The organism is Pedobacter changchengzhani (genome assembly GCF_004354365.1).
GTDB classification, from domain to species: domain Bacteria; phylum Bacteroidota; class Bacteroidia; order Sphingobacteriales; family Sphingobacteriaceae; genus Pedobacter; species Pedobacter changchengzhani.
This window is the reverse complement of sequence record NZ_SJCY01000002.1, coordinates 88,538-108,521: the sequence shown is the minus strand read 5'-3', so window position 1 is coordinate 108,521 and position 19,984 is coordinate 88,538. Positions and strand designations below refer to the sequence as shown.

General features: G+C 33.8%; 17 protein-coding genes. 7 read left to right on the top strand and 10 right to left on the bottom strand.

Annotated features, from left to right (window positions below; translation table 11 throughout):
* Positions 1 to 9: 9 nt before the first annotated feature.
* The 5 genes from EZJ43_RS03290 to EZJ43_RS03270 all read left to right on the top strand — a co-directional run bounded on the left by EZJ43_RS03290 (position 10) and on the right by EZJ43_RS03270 (position 6,653).
* Complete coding sequence (locus EZJ43_RS03290) at positions 10 to 438, top strand: hypothetical protein (RefSeq protein WP_133261248.1); 429 nt, start codon at positions 10 to 12, stop codon at positions 436 to 438.
* Between the two features lie 121 nt (positions 439 to 559).
* Complete coding sequence (gene rimP / locus EZJ43_RS03285; protein ID WP_133261247.1) at positions 560 to 1,024, top strand: ribosome assembly cofactor RimP; 465 nt, start codon at positions 560 to 562, stop codon at positions 1,022 to 1,024.
* 73 nt (positions 1,025 to 1,097) lie between these two features.
* A complete protein-coding gene (gene nusA, locus EZJ43_RS03280) occupies positions 1,098 to 2,342 on the top strand; it encodes a transcription termination factor NusA (RefSeq protein WP_133261246.1) in 1,245 nt (414 codons plus the stop codon).
* 62 nt (positions 2,343 to 2,404) lie between these two features.
* Positions 2,405 to 5,494, top strand: coding sequence for a translation initiation factor IF-2 (gene infB / locus EZJ43_RS03275; RefSeq protein ID WP_133261245.1), 3,090 nt, complete (start codon positions 2,405 to 2,407; stop codon positions 5,492 to 5,494).
* 67 nt (positions 5,495 to 5,561) lie between these two features.
* Complete coding sequence (locus tag EZJ43_RS03270) at positions 5,562 to 6,653, top strand: acyltransferase family protein (protein ID WP_133261244.1); 1,092 nt, start codon at positions 5,562 to 5,564, stop codon at positions 6,651 to 6,653.
* 5 nt (positions 6,654 to 6,658) lie between these two features.
* Here EZJ43_RS03270 and EZJ43_RS03265 read toward each other — a convergent pair whose 3' ends face one another.
* From EZJ43_RS03265 to EZJ43_RS03240, 6 genes are all read right to left on the bottom strand, one after another.
* Positions 6,659 to 7,525, bottom strand: coding sequence for a glycosyltransferase family 2 protein (locus tag EZJ43_RS03265; RefSeq protein ID WP_133261243.1), 867 nt, complete (start codon positions 7,523 to 7,525; stop codon positions 6,659 to 6,661).
* The gene (locus EZJ43_RS03260) at positions 7,525 to 8,427 is read right to left on the bottom strand and encodes a glycosyltransferase family 2 protein (protein ID WP_133261242.1); all 903 of its coding nucleotides are present in this window, start codon (positions 8,425 to 8,427) and stop codon (positions 7,525 to 7,527) included. Before EZJ43_RS03260 ends, EZJ43_RS03265 begins: the two co-directional genes overlap by 1 nt.
* Complete coding sequence (locus EZJ43_RS03255) at positions 8,424 to 9,278, bottom strand: glycosyl transferase family 90 (protein ID WP_133261241.1); 855 nt, start codon at positions 9,276 to 9,278, stop codon at positions 8,424 to 8,426. Before EZJ43_RS03255 ends, EZJ43_RS03260 begins: the two co-directional genes overlap by 4 nt.
* Before the next feature lie 2 nt (positions 9,279 to 9,280).
* Entirely contained in the window at positions 9,281 to 10,381 is a 1,101-nt protein-coding gene (gene glf, locus EZJ43_RS03250) for a UDP-galactopyranose mutase (RefSeq protein ID WP_133261240.1), read from the bottom strand.
* 144 nt (positions 10,382 to 10,525) lie between these two features.
* Positions 10,526 to 11,410, bottom strand: a complete 885-nt coding sequence (locus tag EZJ43_RS03245) for a glycosyltransferase family 2 protein (RefSeq protein ID WP_133261239.1) — start codon at positions 11,408 to 11,410, stop codon at positions 10,526 to 10,528.
* Between the two features lies 1 nt (position 11,411).
* Positions 11,412 to 12,404 carry a glycosyltransferase family 2 protein gene (locus EZJ43_RS03240; protein WP_133261238.1) on the bottom strand — a complete coding sequence of 331 codons (993 nt, stop codon included), beginning with the start codon at positions 12,402 to 12,404 and terminating at the stop codon, positions 11,412 to 11,414.
* A gap of 189 nt (positions 12,405 to 12,593) precedes the next feature.
* Here EZJ43_RS03240 and EZJ43_RS03235 point away from each other — a divergent pair, with 189 nt between their 5' ends.
* On the top strand, positions 12,594 to 13,739 hold the full coding sequence (locus EZJ43_RS03235; protein WP_133261237.1) for a glycosyltransferase family 4 protein: 1,146 nt from the start codon (positions 12,594 to 12,596) through the stop codon (positions 13,737 to 13,739).
* Here EZJ43_RS03235 and EZJ43_RS03230 read toward each other — a convergent pair.
* The 3 genes from EZJ43_RS03230 to EZJ43_RS03220 all read right to left on the bottom strand — a co-directional run bounded on the left by EZJ43_RS03230 (position 13,736) and on the right by EZJ43_RS03220 (position 17,544).
* On the bottom strand, positions 13,736 to 15,553 hold the full coding sequence (locus EZJ43_RS03230) for an ABC transporter ATP-binding protein (RefSeq protein ID WP_133261236.1): 1,818 nt from the start codon (positions 15,551 to 15,553) through the stop codon (positions 13,736 to 13,738). The genes EZJ43_RS03235 and EZJ43_RS03230 overlap by 4 nt on opposite strands.
* Before the next feature lie 125 nt (positions 15,554 to 15,678).
* Positions 15,679 to 16,665, bottom strand: coding sequence for a glycosyltransferase family 2 protein (locus EZJ43_RS03225; RefSeq protein ID WP_133261235.1), 987 nt, complete (start codon positions 16,663 to 16,665; stop codon positions 15,679 to 15,681).
* The gene (locus EZJ43_RS03220) at positions 16,666 to 17,544 is read right to left on the bottom strand and encodes a glycosyltransferase family 2 protein (protein WP_133261234.1); all 879 of its coding nucleotides are present in this window, start codon (positions 17,542 to 17,544) and stop codon (positions 16,666 to 16,668) included.
* A gap of 65 nt (positions 17,545 to 17,609) precedes the next feature.
* Between EZJ43_RS03220 and meaB the strand changes: the two genes are divergently transcribed.
* Positions 17,610 to 18,509 carry a methylmalonyl Co-A mutase-associated GTPase MeaB gene (gene meaB / locus EZJ43_RS03215; RefSeq protein WP_133261233.1) on the top strand — a complete coding sequence of 300 codons (900 nt, stop codon included), beginning with the start codon at positions 17,610 to 17,612 and terminating at the stop codon, positions 18,507 to 18,509.
* A gap of 80 nt (positions 18,510 to 18,589) precedes the next feature.
* Here meaB and EZJ43_RS03210 read toward each other — a convergent pair whose 3' ends face one another.
* Complete coding sequence (locus tag EZJ43_RS03210) at positions 18,590 to 19,894, bottom strand: aminopeptidase P family protein (RefSeq protein ID WP_243718030.1); 1,305 nt, start codon at positions 19,892 to 19,894, stop codon at positions 18,590 to 18,592.
* Between the last annotated feature and the right edge of the window lie 90 nt (positions 19,895 to 19,984).

Genomic DNA, 19,984 nt, shown 5'->3' with positions numbered 1-19,984 from the left:
TTTAATTAGATGTTTAAAGTATTACAATATTTATTTTTTTTCTGTGCTGTGCTGTCAATAACCTCATGTAAAGGTGGTAAAAGTGACGCAAAAATTAATTTTTCGAGCGATAGCGCATCAATTATAATTAATAATATTGATGCCGCAAGTTTTTTGCAGGCAAAAAAGATATATGATGCTAATCCTGATACAGTTAATTTTGTTTCTGTCTTAATTATTCCCAGCCTAAATGATAGTTTACAGTTAGAAGAAAGGGTTAAAGGAACAATTAAATTGAATAAAAACGAAATTATTTTTATGCCAACAATACCTTTTGTAAAAGGTAATTCTTACTTAGTTGAAAACTATATTAATGCTGAGTTTATAACGGTAAAAAAAATGATTAACGGTGGAGTAAAAAGCAACTTAACGCCACAACAACAAATACTTACACGTTAATTTTAACATAAAAATTGGCATTAAGACTTTGATTATTTGTAAAAAAGTAGTACATTTGCATTCGTAATCGAAGAAAGGGAAGGGGACATTGTCCCCTTTTTCTGTGAAATTAGGTTAAATTATGCAGGTAGAAAGTAGAGTAAAGGCATTAGTTGAAGAGAAAATTGTAGATCGGCCGGAGCTTTTTTTGGTGGAAGTGAAAATGTTGCCCAACAATAAGTTAATTATTCATGTTGATGGCGATGAAGGCATAAGCATACAGGACTGTGTGGCTATTAGCAGGCATGTTGGTTTTCATTTAGAAGAAGAAAATACAATTGAACAGGCCTACAATCTAGAAGTTTCTTCGCCTGGTGTTGGTGAACCTTTAAAATTGATCCGCCAGTATAATAAAAATATTGGCCGCAATGTAAGTGTTAAGCTTGTTGGCGGACAAAAGAAAGAAGGGAAGCTTTTAGAGGTTTCAGAAAGTAATGTGCTTATCGAAGAAGCAGTGAAAGAAAAAGGAAAAAAGGCTACAACTGCGCAAGCAAGCGTATCCTTTAATGATATAGTAGAGACTAGTGTTTTAGTGAGTTTTAAATAGCAAATAGTAGGGTTAGTAAGTTGCACGGATAATCTTTGTAGGCTTAATAATCACTTTAATCATAATTAAAAAAATGAGTACTACAACAATTAATTTGATTGACTCTTTCCAAGAGTTTAAAGATTTTAAAAATATAGATCGTCCTACGGTTATTAGTGTTTTGGAAGAGGTTTTTCGCAGTATGTTGCGTAAAAAATACGGAAACGATGAAAATTGTGACGTGATTGTGAATCCTGATAATGGGGATTTGGAAATCTGGAGAACACGAAAAGTAATGGAAGATGGTTTCTCTGAAGATGATGATTTGGAAATTGAACTTGCTGAAGTTTCTAAATTAGACAGTACTTTAGAGGTTGGCGATGATTATATTGAACAGGTTACGCTTGAGAGTTTTGGCCGTAGAGCAATCTTAGCTGCCCGCCAAACTTTAGTTTCTAAGGTTTTAGAATTAGAGAAAGACGAAATTTTCAAAAAATATAAAGATCGCGTTGGCGAAATTATAACTGGCGAAGTATATCAGGTATGGAAAAAGGAAACTTTGGTTTTGGATGATGAAGGCAATGAGCTTTTAATGCCGAAAACCGAACAAATTCCTGCAGATTATTTCAAAAAAGGCGATTCTGTGAGAGCGGTAATCTCTAAAGTGGAAATGATTAATGCAAATCCAAAAATTATTATTTCTAGAACAGCACCTGAGTTTTTACAGCGCTTATTTGAGCAAGAAGTGCCAGAAATTTTTGATGGATTAATTACCATTAAAAAAATCGTTCGCGAACCAGGTGAGCGTGCTAAAGTAGCTGTTGAATCTTACGATGATCGTATTGATCCAGTTGGTGCTTGTGTAGGTATGAAAGGTTCTCGTATCCATGGTATTGTTCGCGAGTTGAAAAATGAAAATATTGATGTGATCAATTTCACTAATAATTTGTCATTATATATTACACGTGCGCTAAGCCCAGCAAAAATTACGTCTATTAAATTAGACGATGAAACTAAACATGCATCGGTTTATTTAAAACCTGATCAAGTTTCGTTAGCAATTGGACGTGGTGGACACAATATCAAATTGGCTGGTAAATTAACCGGATATGAAATTGATGTTTATCGCGAAGCTGGAGAAGAAACAGATGAAGATGTTGATTTAGAAGAATTCTCAGATGAAATTGATAGCTGGATTATTGATGAATTGAAAGCTATTGGTTGCGATACTGCGAAAAGTGTTTTAGCGCTTACGATAGAAGATTTAGTAAAACGTACTGACTTAGAAGAAGAAACCATTAAAGAAGTGGTTCAGATTTTGCAGTCAGAATTTGAATAGTGGTGTAATTGGCAAATAAACACTACTTTTGTAAATAATAAGAAAAAAATAACAGGAGATAAATGTCAGACGACAAACCAATAATTTTAATTAAAGCTATTAAGGAACTTAATATAGGCATGGGTACGGCCGTAGAATTTCTAAGCAAAAAGGGATTCTCTGCCGAGAAGAGCCCTATGTTTAAACTTTCTGGCGAAATGTATGCTGCCTTATTAAAAGAGTATCAAGGAGATAAAATCGTTAGAGAAGAAGCTAAGCAGATCGTGATTGGCAAAATTCGTCGTGATGAATCTGAAGTTGAAAAACCTGTAGAAGCACCTGCGCGAAAAGTAGATTTTGAAAAAGAAGAGATTCTGATTAAGAACGCACAATCATTCAGTCCTCCGGAGAAACCGAAAGTAGAATTACCAAAAGTAGATGTGCCTAAAGCAGCGCTTCCTAAAGTAGAAGTTCCTATCGTTGAAGTTCCGAAAGTAGAAGTTCCAAAGGTGGAAGTTCCGGCTGTTGTAGAAACAGCTAAAGAAACTAAAACGGAAGTTGCAGCTGAAGAAGGTAATTTGCCTGGTGTTAAAGTTGTAGGTAAGATCAATTTGAATGATCTAAATGCTAAAACTCGTCCTTCTAAAAAAGAAGATGCACCGGTTATTAAACCTGTAACAGAGGTAAAGCCAACAGTTGTTGAACAAGCAAAAGTTGAAGAGAAGCCTATTGAGGTTAAAAAAGTAGAAAAGCCTGCTGAAAAATCTCCTGAAGTTAAAAAGCCAATTGCCGAAAAGCCAGTTGTGGAGCAGCCTAAAATAGAAGAAAAACCGATTGAGGTAAAGAAAGATGTAAAACCTGCGGAGCCAGAAGTGATGAAGGCGCGTTCGGTAAAACTTTCTGGACCAAATATTATAGGTAAAATTGTTTTGCCAACTACACCAGATCGTAGAAACGGTCCGGTTGCATCATCTAGCGATAGTGAAGCAGCTAAACGTAAACGTAAGCGTAAAAAAGCACCGGGAGCGCCTGGTCAACACGGCGGTCATGGTCAGCCAGGTGGCAATACAGCAGGGCAAGCGCCAGGCGGTACACCAGGGCAACCTCGTACACCTTATCAAGGAAACAGGCCAGCTAGCGGTACGCCTTATCAAGGCAACAGACCAGCGAGTGGAACACCTTATCAGGGAAATAGAAATAATGCAAGACCGGGTTTCCAAAATAGAAATGCCACACCAGGCGTACCTAAAGGAGAACCTACAGAGAAAGAAATTCAAGATCAGATTAAAGCAACACTTGCTCGTTTAAGTGGAGCAGGTAAATCGGGTAAATTTGCGCAGCGTGCTAAATTACGTCGTCAGAAACGTGATGATGTTGCATATAATGCTGAAGAAGCGGCAAATGAGCTAGAATCTCAATCGAAAATATTAAAAGTAACAGAATTTGTTACTGCAAATGAGTTGGCAAGCATGATGGATGTACAGGTAACCAAAATTATTGGTACATGTATGAGTCTTGGTATGTTTGTTTCAATTAACCAACGTTTAGATGCTGAAACTTTAACCATTGTTGCTGATGAGTTTGGCTACGAAATTCAATTCGTTAAGCCTGATGAAGATGAGGAGAATGTAATTGAGGAAGAGGATGCAGTAGAAGACTTAATCGAAAGAGCACCAGTTGTTACGATTATGGGTCACGTGGATCACGGTAAAACTTCATTGCTGGATTATATCCGTAAAGCAAATGTTGTTGCAGGTGAAGCAGGTGGAATTACACAGCACATTGGTGCTTATATGGTAACAACACCAACAGGTAAAAAAGTAACTTTCTTAGATACACCAGGTCACGAAGCCTTTACAGCGATGCGTGCACGTGGTGCTAAGGTTGCAGATATTGCAATTATTGTTATTGCTGCGGATGATGCGGTAATGCCTCAAACAAAAGAAGCAATAAACCACGCACAGGCAGCAGGCGTACCATTGGTATTTGCTTTTACAAAAGTGGATAAACCAGGTGCAAATTCTGATAAAGTGCGCGAACAGTTATCGGTAATGAACATTTTAGTTGAAGATTGGGGTGGTAAATTCCAATCTCAAGAAATATCGAGTAAAACAGGCTTAAATGTAGATTTGCTTTTAGATAAAGTATTATTAGAAGCCGAATTATTAGAACTTAAGGCAAACCCTAATAAGAGAGCAACAGGTTCGGTAATAGAATCAGCTTTAGATAAGGGCCGTGGTATTGTTACCACCGTATTGGTTCAAGCTGGTACGTTAAGAGTTGGTGATCCAATTTTAGCAGGTAGCTTTAGTGGACGTGTAAAAGCGTTAACTAACGAACGCGGACAAAAGGTTGAGTCTGCTGGTCCATCGCAACCGGTACAAGTTTTAGGTATGCAAGGTGCACCAACAGCGGGTGATCGTTTCAATGCATTAGAAAGTGAAACAGAAGCGCGTGATATTGCAAACAAACGTATGCAGTTACAGCGTGAGCAAGGTTTGCGTACGCAGAAACACATCACTTTGGATGAAATTGGTCGTCGTTTAGCAATTGGCAACTTTAAAGAACTTAACATCATTGTTAAAGGTGATGTGGATGGATCTATCGAAGCATTAGCCGATTCATTATTAAAACTTTCTACGGAGCAAATTCAAATCAATATCATTAGTAAAGGTGTTGGTCAAATTTCAGAATCTGATGTATTATTAGCTTCGGCTTCTGATGCGATTATTATTGGTTTCCAAGTTCGTCCATCAACGGGTGCACGTAAATTGGCAGAGCAAGAGCAAATTGATATCCGTTTATATTCTATCATTTACGATGCAATAAACGAGATTAAATCGGCAATGGAAGGTATGTTGGATCCAGAATTTGAAGAGAAAATTGTGGCTAACGTTGAAATTCGCGAAACCTTTAAAATTACGAAAGTGGGTACCATTGCAGGTTGTATGGTATTAGATGGTAAGATTACCCGTAATAGCAAAATCCGTATCGTTAGAGATGGTGTTGTAATTTACACAGGTGAACTTGCATCATTAAAACGTTTTAAAGATGACGTTAAAGAAGTGCTTAAAGGTTACGAGTGTGGTTTAAACATCCAAAACTTTAATAATATTGAAGTTGGTGATATTGTAGAAGCTTACGAACAAGTAGAAATTGTTAGAAAGTTATAATATTAATATTAATGTATTAAAAGCCTCAATAATCTATTGAGGCTTTTTTTTTAAAATATTTACATTTATGAAGATTGAAGAACATAACCTAATTGAACCTGGTTTTAAAAAAAACTTCGATTTTGTAGATACAATAAGATGTATCTCCATGATGGGTATCGTGTGGGAGCATAGTTCGGCCATTAGTATCGAGTTATACACAGATAAAAGTTCGCTTTTGGTTCAGTCTATTACCCTGCAAATATTTAAATTCGCATCTATCGCTTTTTTTCTTATTGCGGGATTTTTGATTAACCATAAATTTCAGGAGTATCCCGCCAGACAATATCTAAAAAACCGATTTAAAAATACAGTAAAACCTTGGTTATTTTGGGTAGTTGTTTTTATGTCTATAACCATTCTAGATCGACTGGTTGCTTACGCTAAAGGTAGTGATGGAGGTTTATTGGTGAGCGATTTTCCGTTATATTTTTATAACCTAACCAAAATGATATTATTTTTTAGTCCTTATTGGTTTATTTTAAATTTTTTAATCTGTATTTCAATATTATTATTGTTTAAGCGTTTTCTTTACAAAATTTGGTTAGGTGTAATATTAGGTATGGTATCGATAGTTTACAGCGTAAATTTACATTACGGTTGGTTTGAAACTTCTCATTCTGCGGCTTTGTTTGGTTTTGTATTTTATTTATGGCTTGGTGTTTATTTAAATAAGTATTTTGATCAATTCAGACATTTAATAAATAAAACACCCTGGTTCGTAATCTATACTCTGTTGCTAATTAGTCTATCAATGGCGCTATTAGAATCATTTTACTTAGTTAATCTAGGAATAAAGGATGCTTATAATACTTTAAGATTTACAAATATTATTTACTCTTTGGTCGCTTTTTTTGCATTATTTAAAATGGGATCTCTAAGTTTTTTGAAGAAACTTAAACCTAGACAAACCACATACGGTATTTATCTAATACATTTTATTATTTTAGAACGTGTATTGGCTTTAATATTTCAACCCCTTAAATTAGATTTCAGTCAATTTAGTATTTGGGTTAATACAGGGATTACGTTAGGGCGGTTTCTTTTTGCCTACATTATGTCATTGGTTTTAACAATGCTTATAAGTAAAACTAAAATGAAATGGATTGTAGGGCAATAATCTGTTTACTTTAATTTCAAAAAGTATAAAACTTTATTAAGTTTGTACATCAGCTTTCTTTTTTCTTTAAGTCGTTTTACTTCCTTTTTAAGTTTAAAATTTTCATTTAGAAAATAAGTATTATTGTACCTGAGTAGTGAATTGTATTGAACTTCGTTATTGATAATATCTTCCAATTTTTCAAAAGCAGCTAATTGGTTTTCCAGCATTAAATCGTCATTCTTTGTCATGTTAACCGCACTTATACGATAATAAGCTAAAGGTTCATCAATAAAAGCCGTTGGCGGATTATTTTTATAAATCTGAACCCAGAATAACCAATCTTCCTTTGCCTTTAAATCTTCAAAAAATGAAAAATTTTTAATTAGGTTTTGAGGGAAAATTGCACAATGAATGGGGATGGTGAAACTTTTATCCCAATCTTTTAATAAAGTCAATTGATTGAAATGAGCCTCTTCTAGTTTACAATATGGCGCTAATATTTCCTGGTTTTTATCTTCAAAAAGTGCAAAATTGGTAATAACAACTGTGTTTTTATTATTCGAAATTTTGTTAATTGATTTCAAAAATTTATTAGGGTCTAAAAAATCATCAGAATCTAAAAATTGGATATAATCTCCTGTGGCGTGCTGCAAACCAACGTTTCTAGCTGAACTTAAACCGCCATTTTCTTTTTTTACATATAATATTCTATTATCCTTTTTTTGCCATTCAATAGATTTTTCTTCTGTATTATCTGTACTGCCATCATTAACAATTAGACATTCCCAGTTGGTATAATTTTGTTTAATTAATGAGGTGATGCATTCGTTTAAAAAACGAGCCTGATTAAAGCAGGGTACAATTACCGATATTTTTAAATTGCTAATCATTAAGCCTTATTTTTATAAATTTTAAAACCATCTTTAATACCTTTAGACATTCTTAAAATAAGTGTTATTTTTTCGTTAAAGGAGTATTCTTTGCCTTTTATGATGGTTTTGGTTCTTTTTAAAAAGTCTTTATATAAACCTTTATAAAACAAAGAGCTAAAGCCCCCCGGAAAATATGGCTTTAAATTTTTTCTTAAAAGAAATAAATTTCGGTATTCATAGTAGGCTTGTAATGGGCGTATTTTGGAAGAAATTTCTTTTCTTTTACGATACATTTGTGCTGTTTTGGTATAGATGATGTTGGTGTAAAAATTTGCCATAACACCATATTCAGTGTCATCACCAGCAATAAAATATTCTTTTTTAGGTAATCCTATTTCTTTAACTATACTACGGTGTATTAACATACCTTCAAAACAAGCTGTGTTAACAAAACAGTAATCTTTATGTCTTAAAGAAGCATTATCATGTAAAATAGGCATGCAGGTTCTATAATCGAAATAATGCTCCCATTTAAAAATTTCATTATTGTCTTTAAACGTTCTTAAGGGATGTATACATTTTGATTTTTCAGAATACTTAAGCAGTTGCCCCAAACAGTCCGTAAAAGGCTCTACATCATCGTCCATTACCCAAATCCATTCATAGCCTTGTTCATAGGCTTTCCCAATGCCAGTATTAAATCCGCCGGCTCCACCAATATTCTCTTGAAAAATTACATCTATTTTATCATTTTTAAGATTGTTGAGATACTCACCTGTTCCATCTGTAGATCCATTATTTATGATTATTATTTTGTCGGGAGGGAAAGTTTGGTTTAATACAGAGTCTATACATTCCTTTAAAAACTCTAAACGATTGTATGTTACAATAATGGCGCAAACAAAGGTTTGGTTAATCATAACTTGTTATTAATAAGATTTTGGATTCTCTTAATGGCAACATCATATTTGAGATTCTCAATTGCAAAATCAAAAGCATTGTTAACTATAGTTTCATAATATGTCAACCCCTGTTGTTCTACAAATTCTATTTGAGAAATCAGATCAGACATGTCATTTTTTACTGGGATAAAATGCCTGTAAGGCTCAAGTTCGAAATGATAATAAGATTTCCATCGCCTTTCTTGAATAAATAATAAGCGCTTAGTGTGAAGTAACAGCTTTATTCTTCCACTGTAGCCCCGGCCTTCAATATCTATTAAGTATTTATATTTAGTATGGTCTGATAAGGAGATGTAAGGAACTTTCTTGCTTCCACTAACGTGTTGATCAACGCAAGTGTCATAAGCCTCAATCAGATCTGGAAATTGTTTGGTGTATTCGGTTATTTTTTTGCGTGTAGCATTGGTTTTTACATTTCCAATCCAAAGCATTTTGTTGTGAATAAAAGGTCGGCTACTGGCATCAATTATTTTTTGAACGGTTAAGTTATAATCTTCAATTCCAGCTTGTTGCCAGTGATCAAAAATGAAGTCTGGAAAAACTGTACTTAAATTTTCTTTACAATCACAGCAATAATAAAAATTGTTTGGCTGGATATTTCCAACAGGGAAATCACCTGTGTTTAGGCTAAAAGATATGTCTTTATTAATAATGCCGAGCTTGATTGCATCGATCGTCATTTTTAAAGAAGATTCTGCCCGTGATTGAAAAGAGTTAAAGTTAGATATTGATGATATTTGAGCATTTTTAATTGATACAATTAAAAGCTCTAGAGGTTCTTCCTGGTCTTTTTTCTTGTTAAACCACATTGTTATTTGAATTTTTGTGCAATTTCCAACGCATTGGCAATTACATGGTGCATATCCATATAGCGGTAGGTTGCTAATCGGCCTAAAAAAGTAATTTTTGGTAGCTTGTTAATTTCTTCTTGATATTTTTCAAGAATTTCAATATCATTGGTTAAGCGTTTAGGGTAGTAAGGAATGTCTTCTACTTCTGTTTCTTTGCTAAACTCTTTAAAATATACTGTTTTTTCGTGTTCTTCCCAAGGAGTAAAGTGCTTATGCTCGTGTATTCGGGTAAATGGAGTTTCCTCATCTGCATAATTAATTACTGCATTTCCTTGAAAATCTCCTTCAGAAGTGTGTTTTTCAAAAAAAACAGTTCTGTAGCCTAATCTTCCAAATTTGTATTCAAAAAACGCATCAACAGGACCGGTGTAAAAGACCTGATCATAAGTAGAGAAATCAGCATCATTGGTTGTAAACCGTTTGTTTAAATGAATAGTGATGTTTGGATGACTAAGCATTTTTTCGAAGATTTCGGTATAGCCATTTTTTGGGATGCCCTGCAAAGGCATGGTATAATAATTATCGTTATAATTAAACCTAACAGGCAGTCGTTTTAAAATGCTAGCAGGTAGTTCGGTTGGTTCGCAACCCCATTGTTTTTTAGTATAGCCATAAAAAAAAGCCTGATATAAATCTTTACCGATAAATTTTAAGGCTTGTTCTTCAAAATTTTTAGGAGAGTCAATAGTGGCATCGCTTAAAGACTGTATAAATTCTTTTGCCTGTGTAGGCGAAAAGGTTTTATTAAAGAATTGGTTTATCGTATGTAAGTTTATTGGTAAAGAGTAAACCTGACCTCTGTAAATAGATTTTACTCTATTAACATAGGACATCATTTGGCAAAATTGCTGGATATAATTCCAAACGTTAACGTTATCTGTATTAAAAATATGTGGCCCGTATTTATGAATGTTTATCCCAGTATCTTCATCTCTTTCGGTATAACAATTGCCACCTATGTGGTTTCTTTCTTCCCACATTTCAATTAAACTATCTTTGCTAAGTTGCTCCGCAATGACGCTTCCAGCAAATCCACTTCCTATAATTAGGTATTTTTTCATTTTTTTATTGGTAACTAAGCTTTGCCGAAAGAAATTTAAAATTAGCGCTTATAGTGATGATTTATAGATTAAAATAACAAGCCCTTAATACTACAAAGTTACGAAAGATTTAATACAATACTATTGGTTACGTTAGGCAAAAGCTTATTTCAGTTTAATCGCAAAATTAAGTTTACTAAACCATTTTCGTGGTTTTCTGTCGGGAAAATACTCGTTATAATGCTTAATAATAAGGTTAATTAAAAAAAGACTGATTTTTTTTTGATAAGCTTTGGCAATTTTATTTATCAAAATTTTATCATCGGTAGTAAGGCCTTTGTATGTTTGTACAAGTCGCAAGTTGGTGTTGATTTCATCATTTAACACTTTTTTTGTTTGCTGTTTATAGGCGTTAAAAGTAACTGATTTTTGGTGTATGCGATGTAAAGTAAGGCATTGGTTAACGCATATGGCCTGATTATGATACATAGCTATAAATCCCATCCACCAATCGTAATAACCTTCAGGTGGTATGGGGGTAAAATAGGTAACAAATGATTTGTTGAACATAGATGTATGTCCAGTCACCGAATTGTAGAACAGAAAACTTTTGTATGATTTTCCTTCTAGCGTGAAGTCAGGCTTTAAGATTTGTTTCCCTAATTCTTTATCTTCTTCGTCAATTAATTTTGAATTTGAAAAAACCAGCCACTTATCTTTAATATTATCCAGTAAAACTTCAAGCTTACTAGGTAACCAAATGTCGTCCTGATCGCTAATTGCAACGTATTCGCCAGTTGTAAGCTCAATCGCTTTTTCAAAATTTTTATTAAAACCGAGATTGTGTGTATTTCTAAAAGATTTTATTTGTGGGTATAGGAACGCAAGATTTTCACTGATTTGAAATGTATTATCAGTGGAGCAGTCATCTACAATAACCAGTTCAATATTTTTGTGAGTTTGGTTTAAAATGCTCATAATTTGTTCTTCTAGAAACGAAGCACCATTATAAGTACAAAGTGCTATAGAAATTAAAGCGGTTTTTTCCATATTAACCAAATGATAGTTTTATTAACTGTTTAATATTAAGATTTTTGATTGAGAATAACTTAGAAGAAATAAACGTAAGAATCCTTTGCTTTTCTGAACTTTTTAAGAGACTTAAGTACCATTCTTTTTGTAGTTGCTTCTCTAAAATATGAGGATTGTAAATGTGTTTTTTACGATTGGCAATTTTTATGGCAATTAGGTGGTTTTCTATCGCTTTAATGTTGTGGGTTGGGTTTTGCGGTCGTAAAAATGAATGGTGAATTTCTAATGTTTCTTCCGAAATCTCCTTAAATAGAAATGATAATAAGAAAGCCATAGTTTTAATTTCGCTTTGCATCATTTCTTTTATTTTTTTTGATGATATACTTTCTTCGTGAATGCGATAGCTTAGTTCTGCCGAGTTTAAATTGAAAGATTTATGTTGCATTACAATTTGCGAAAAGAGAAAATAATCTTCAGCGTATTTGTATTCTTCTTGATAGGCAAAAGATTTGATAATTGCTGTATCGGCCATGATGGCAGGATGTACAAAAGCATTACGAAATAATTGAAACACTTTAATCTCATCGTTATATTTTGGTCGCCTTAATTTACAGCTTCTTTTTCCGGTATAATCCATATAAATTGCATTAGATCCGCAAAGCTTATAGGTTGGGTTTGACTGTAAAAAATGAAACTGTTTTTTTAATCTATTTGGGTGCGCAATATCATCTGCATCCATTCTTGCTATGTATTTGCCTTTACTTAGCCGAAGTCCTTCATTTAAAACAGTAACAATTCCGCTATTTGTTTTACGATCTATGTAATTTATTCGTATGTCGGTAAAAGAACGGATAATTTCGTCACTGGCATCTGTACTGCCGTCGTTAATAATTAGAAATTCAAAATTTGTAAAAGATTGATTTAAGATGCTGGCTATTGCTTCTTTTACATACAATCCACTGTTAAAAACAGGCATTAAAACAGTAACCTCAACAGAAAAATTTTTAATCATGTGGCGAGCCAAAATTTGAAATAAAGCGTAAAAATAACATAAATAACTTAGAGCCAAATTAGCTTGTTACAGTTTATGCTTTTAAAACTAAATTATGGCATTAAACGCTATGTTTCGTAATGGTATGATAAAAGCTATAATAAAGGTATTTTGATTTATTTGTTATATTTGATTCTATATAGACTTGCAATGGAAACAAATTCAAAAGAAAGTAAAAGTGGGTTTGCTCCTAAAAAAATTTTATTTATCACTCCATTTTTTGGCCGCACAGGCTCTGAGATGCAATTATTCTATATTCTGCAAAATCTTGATCGGCAAAGGATAAAGCCATATTTGTTTTCGAGAAATAATGGCGCACTTATTAAAGAGCTTTCAGGGGGTATTTCATCATTTGTAGGGTATAAGCAGCATCCTAATTTCTTATATAAAATTTTTAGGCTGATGCTGTATGCGGTAAATATAAATCCAGTTGAATTTCAATTACGTTTATTGCAAAAAAAATTAAAGGCCGATTGCTGGTATATTAATACGATAGCCAATAGGGATGCTTTTAGTGTTGCGAAAAAGCTTGGCATAAATGTAATTTCACATGTTCACGAATTACCCTTGTCCTACAGTTTGGTTAAATCAAGAACGATAAAAAATATGCTTAACTCAGGCATGTGCATTGGTTGTTCTGAAATTGTCTGCGAAAAATTGGAAGACATGGGGCATAAAAATGTTCATTTACTTTATGGCTTTGTTGATGATAAAAAAATTAATCTGATTGAAAATAGTGATATTATTAAACTACAATTTGCTATTAAAGCTGATGATTTTGTTTGGGTAATTTCAGGGAATACTTCTACAATAAAGGGTATCGACTTTCTTATTCCACTGATTAAAGAGTTAAAGCATAACCATAAAATTATTTGGATAGGTGAGGTAGAAAATAACGGAACGATGTGTTATGCAGAAGAATCTGTCAAAGCAAATTTTGCTGATCGCGTATTTTTTACCGGTAAAAAAACAACAGATTATTACGATTATTTTAATATTGGCCATGCATATCTTTCGCTATCAAGAGAAGATTCTTTTCCCTTGGTAATGATTGAAGCGGCCCATTTAGGTAAACCTATTGCCGGATTTAATTCGGGCGGAATAAAAGAATTTGTAAAACAAAATATTGGCATTGTTGTAGATCAGCTTAATTTTAAAACACTGGCTACGGCTATGGAGCAAATAGAAGCTAATTATGCAATCTATGATCAGGATAAAATAAAAAGTTACGCCCAAACATTTAACGTTAAAGTGCAAACTCAAAAATTGACAGAAATACTAGAGCGTTACGTTTAGTCATTAAAAGTCTGCATATCAATTAGCCTTCTGTAAAGCCCATTTTTCGCCATCAGTTCAGTATGATTTCCGGTTTCAACAACCTCGCCTTTATCAATCACCACAATTTTATCGGCATGTTGAATTGTACTTAAACGGTGTGCGATTACAATCGAGGTTCGGTTTTTCATTAAATTATTTAACGCTTCTTGTACCAATTTTTCTGATTCTGTATCCAAAGCAGAAGTTGCCTCATCTAGCAACATAATCGGCGGATTCGCCAACACTGCTCTAGCAATACAAACACGTTGTCTTTGTCCGCCAGATAATTTATTTCCTCGATCGCCCACAAATGATTGGTAGCCATCTTCGGTATTTAAAATAAACTCGTGTGCATTTGCAATTTTCGCAGCCGCGATTACTTCTGCCTCGGTAGCATCAGGTTTTGCAAATGCGATGTTATTAAATATGGTATCGTTAAATAAAAAAGATTCTTGATTAACGGTGCCCATTTGAGCGCGAACATCTTCAATCTTTGCATCTCTAAAATCTAATCCATCAATTTTTATTGATCCTGACTTTGGATCGTGGAAACGGGGAATTAAATCCATTAGCGTACTTTTTCCGCCCCCAGATGGACCAACTAAAGCAATTGTTTTTCCTTTTTCTATATCGATGTTGATGTTTTTTAATATTTGTTTATCGCCGTAATTAAAAGAAACATTTTCTAATGTTAAAGCTTTTTCAAATCCATTTACCGTTTGGGCATTTGGCTTGTTTTGCAATTCTGGCTTGGTATCAATTAACTCCAATACACGGTCTCCGGCTGCAATGCCAGAGTGAATGCCACTAAAAGAATCAGTTAAAGCTTTTACAGGTTGCATCACTTGCGAGAATGTAGCGATGTAAACTAAGAATTTTGAAGGTGTAAGGTCGCCTTGGCCGGTTAATATCATTGTACCACCATACAAAACGATAAAAACAACTACTAAAACACCTAAAGTTTGGGAAACTGGAGAGGCAAGTTGCTGGCGACGAACCATTTTCCGATTTAAAAAAGAATAGAATTTGTTTTCATCATCAAACTTATCTTTAACGCGTTGGGTAGAATTAAATGCTTTTATAATTTTTATGCCGCTTAACGATTCATCTAAAAAGCCAATCATTTTCGCAAATGATTCATGAGATTCTTTTGCTTGTTGCCTTAAACGTTTTACAATTTTACTTATAATAAAACCCGAGACTGGAATAACAAGTAGGGAGAATAACGTAAGTTTTAATGAAATGGAAATTAAAACGATGACGTAAAAGATTAATTGAACAGGTTCTTTAAAAACTACTTGCAAAGTATTGGTTACTGTAAATTGAACAACTTGCACATCAGATGCAACTTTAGAAATAATATCGCCCTTGCGCTCATTATTAAAATAACCAATATGCAAATTCATTACATTATTAAAAACGGTTCTGCGCAAATTTAAAAGGGTATGTACGCGTAAATCTTCCATATAACGTTGCGATAAATAGCGGAATAAATTTGAGAATACTACAGTAACTACAATTACAACGCAAACGTATTTTAAGGTCTCGATTTTTCCATAGTGGTCGATCCAAATGTTTATTTGCTCGCTAAATTTTGCCATAAAATCTAACGATGAACTTGCTTTGCTTAAAGTTGTTGGCGCATCGTTAATAAATAAAGTTTCTAACAGCGGGCCTAATAAAGTAAATAAAAAGGTATTAAAAATAATCGCAAAAAGTGTTGCAATTACATACGGAATAGCAAATTTTTCAATCGGTTTGGCAAATGATAATAAACGAAAATAGGTTTTCATTTTATGTATGGAATATGTAAACGGAGTATGCACAAAACATCTCCACAAAAAATTTAATTAAAACTTGGCAAATGTACGGTTTTCAAATAAACCTCATAGGTTTTCAATGTCGAAGAGTTTTAAAATTATAAGCGCTTAATTTTTTTGCTTGATAGCGCGGTATTTATTATTTGCATAATATTTGAAATGTTCAAATCGGATTTATGCTTCTTCTTTAAATTATTTAAACGTTGTTCGCTGCGTTTTATCAATTCTTTGTGTGCGAGATAATCTTTATAGCTTTCTAAAACCCATAGTTTACCAGTTAGTAATTTTGGTAAAAGCTCAGTAAAGATTTGCTGTAATGGATATAGAAGTTTTCTTAAGCCTTGAAGATGGATGCCCTGTAAGATGTAGCGGTTGCGGTAGTAAATTTTTTTAATAAAGCTTGATTTAATTTGCGTTTTTGTACTGCCGCTAACATGATGAAAGCAAAATGAACGGTGTTCGTAATAGCATTTCCAGCCCAATTGCCAAGCGCGCAAACTTAAATCAAAATCTTCTGATGAGAAAGGTGAATAAATTTCATCAAAACCACCTAGTTCTTTTAGCTTTTTTGCATCAACCAAAGCATTAGCCCCCGAAAGGTAGGCGGTGTAAACATTTTCGTCGCCTATAACTTCGCTATAATAAAATTTGTTTGCCTTTATTCTACAGCCACTATAATAGAGCAGTCGAGCTGCATCTTCAATTCTGGTCTCATCAAAACTCATAATTCGACCCATTACGCCAAATGTGTCTACTTTCTCAAAGTATTTCCATTGATGTTCAAAATAATCAGGTGTTAGTTTAACATCAGAATTTAAAAGTAGAATAAGTTCATATTTGGCTTCGCGGATACCATGGTTACAGGTGTACGAAAAACCTCTATTTTTATCGTTTACTAATAAATTAACATTAGGGTAGTTGAGCTGAATAAATGAAATGCTATCATCTTTTGATCCGTCATCAATTACAATTACTTCGAAAACGGTTTTGGCATTTTTTGCAGCAATAAATACTGAAGGCAAGTATTTTTCTAATAAAAGCTTGCCGTTATAATTTGGAATTACAATTGAAACGCTTTTTTGCATTTATTTTACAATTTTATAATTACGGTATTCGAACATGCGAATACCAGTTAAATCTTCAATTTTTTGGAGTATTTTTCTTCTCAAGTTCATTTTAGGCGTTTCTTTGGTTAAATCCTTATCGAATTTCCAATTTGCAGATGCAATTCTGTCTCTCATTACTTTTGGGTGTGAGCCTTCAAAATGAATCAGCCGGTCTGCATTGTGCATATCATAAGTATCTTGCACGGGGAAATTTTGCTCAATCCAGTCTTCAGATTGATAAAATTGATTGAAGTTTCGCACTTTTCCTTGCAAACCCTTTGGTGGTTTTACCCAGCCATAATGATAAATATATGCATCGATGAGTTTAACTTTTAATTTTCGGTCGTTAATCCTAAATCCTTGCGCATCGCGATAAGAATGAACACCCTTTAAGTTTTTTATTATCCTAACTTCTCTTCTATACCACCTGCGAGATTCCGCTAAATAATCGTAAGAAGCATAAAAATGTTTGTATTTTAAAAGAAGTGCCTCAACATTTTTATTGTTAAGCTCAGCTTGCATTTCTTTTTTAATAATTTGAAGATAATCTTCGTGTATCGCTTCATCGCCTTGAATGTAAATCATCCAATCGGTATCAATAGGGATATTGGCAAGTGCTTTATCGGTTTCAGTTGCGAAAACTTGTCCTCCTTCTTTTAAGCTTTCATCCCACACAGTGGATACCGTTTTAATTTTTTCAGGATCTATGCTTTTTATAAGTGCTTCAGTCTCATCGGTAGAATTTCCTAGTGCCACAATAAAATCATCGCATAATGGCAATACAGAAAGTATGGCTTCTTTAACTGGATAATCGTTAGCGATTGCATTTCTTATAAAGGTAAATCCGGTAACTTTCATTTAGTTTGCTTTATAGCTACTTATGCTGTATATTTTTGTTTATTTGTACAAAGATAGTTTTATTGATGAATACGCATCTATCCATTATAGCCGAAATTAAAAGTGGCAATTTTAAATCTTTGGCGAGGACATTAACCCTTGTTGAAAACGATATTTCGCCGTCGTGCGCTATTTTGAGGCATTTGGATAGTGGTGCAAATGTGCCGGTAATTGGAATCACTGGTCCACCTGGTGCAGGTAAGAGCACTTTAGTAAATGCCATTACAAACTATTTTGTAGCATCGAATAAACGAATTGCAATTTTAGCGATTGATCCAACCTCGCCTTTTAATTTTGGTTCTTTACTTGGCGATCGAATTCGGATGTCGGCACAGTTTAATAATCCAAATGTGTTTATACGTTCTTTGGCTACCCGCGGTGCTTTAGGTGGAATTTCGACGAAGACAATAGAAATGGTTGATGTTTTAAGGGCTTCTAATTTTGATTTAATCCTAGTCGAAACGGTGGGTGTAGGCCAATCGGAAGTAGAAATTGCGGGTTTGGCCGATCGGACTATTGTTGTTTTAGTGCCCGAATCGGGAGATGAGATACAAAACATAAAATCAGGCCTAATGGAAATAGCCGATTGTTTCGTAGTTAATAAAGCAGATCGGGAAGGAGCGGATGGTTTCGCAAATACATTAAAGAAAATAATACACCAAAGCGTCAAACCAATTCCAATTATAAAAACAGTTGCTGCTAAAAATATTGGTATCGAAGATCTCTGCAAATGGATTATTACGCCAGTTGAGCTCGATCAAACCCGAAAGGAGTTTTTGTATGCAGAGAAAGCATGGCGAATTATTCAGCAGGGAAAAATGAAAAACGTAGATAAAAAAAAGCTCCGCAACAAAATTAGCGAAGCTTTAAAAACAAATGATTTTAATATTTATCGTTTTGCGGATGAGTTTGGAAGGGAAGATTGAGCCAATTGATCGTTGTCATGTTAGATTGATTAAATAAGCGCCACAAACTTAAAACTTCCAATTGCCAACTAAAAACCGATTTATTGGTTCATTATCTCCTCAATTTCTTCGGTTTCTATAGGTATATCGGCCATTAAATCAATATTTCCGCTTGCAGTAATTAAAATATTGTTTTCTAGGCGAATACCTAAGCCTTCCTCGGGGATATAAATACCCGGTTCTACAGTTAATATATTCCCATTTGCGAAAGGTGTATATCTTCCCCCAAAATCGTGCAAATCCAACCCTAAGTGATGAGAAGTGCCGTGCATAAAATATTTTTTGTACGCTGGATAACTGCTCTTTTGGTTTTTTACATCATCTAAAGTAAGTAGTTTGAGATTTATAAGTTGCTCCGTCATTAATTCGCCCACCTGTTCGTGGTAAATTTTCCCCGTAATTCCATCAACTAATAATTTGCTTGCCTCTTTCATTACATGTAAAACTGCATTATATACTTCTTTTTGCCTTTTGGTAAACTTTCCATTTACAGGAATTGCCCTGCTCATATCTGCATTATAATTTGCGTATTCTGCACCGAAATCAAATAAAATTACATCACCTTTTTTGCATTGCTGATTGTTATCGCCATAATGAAGAATATTTGCATTGTGACCTGATGCTATAATTGGTGGGTATGCATGGCCTGTTGCGCCTTGACGAATGAATTCGTGAATAATTTCAGCTTCAATTTCATATTCTTTAACGCTAGGTTTAACAAATTTTAATACCCTCAAAAAAGCATCGCGAGTAATTGAGCAAGCCTTTTGGGTGAGAGAAATTTCAATTTCAGATTTTATAGCCCTCAAGTTGCGCATAATTGGTGCAGCACGTTCATAATGATGCAATGGATATTTCGAGCGCATCTGTTCTATAAAACGAATATCTCTGTAAGGTATGGAATCTGTGTATTTATTGTTCTCATTAGTGTTTAGGTAGATATAGTCAGCATAGTGAACAATACTGTGTAAGATGTTCTCAAAATCTTCTAACCAAAATATATTGTTTATGCCCGAGGCTAATTGCGCCTGCTCTTTGGTATATTTATAACCCTCCCACACTTTTATAAAATCGTTTGTCTGTCTTAAAAATAGGACTTCTCTATACAAAGGATTAGGACAATCCGGGTATAACAGCAATATTGTCTGCTCTTGATCTATCCCTGATAAATAAAATAAATCGGCATTTTGTTTAAAAGAAAACGTTTGGTCACCACTTCTCGGGAACTCATCATTGGCATTAAAAACACTTAAAGAATTGTTTTTTAGCTGTTTAATATAGTTTTGTCTATTTAAAATAGGTAATTTATTACTAATACTCGGATATTTCATGTAGCTTAGCGCCATATTAGCGACGGTTCAAATGTATCAAAATGATTAATTAATAAGAATTTTGGAACGGAATTTGTTTAAAAGTTTGAAAATGTAAATTTTTGT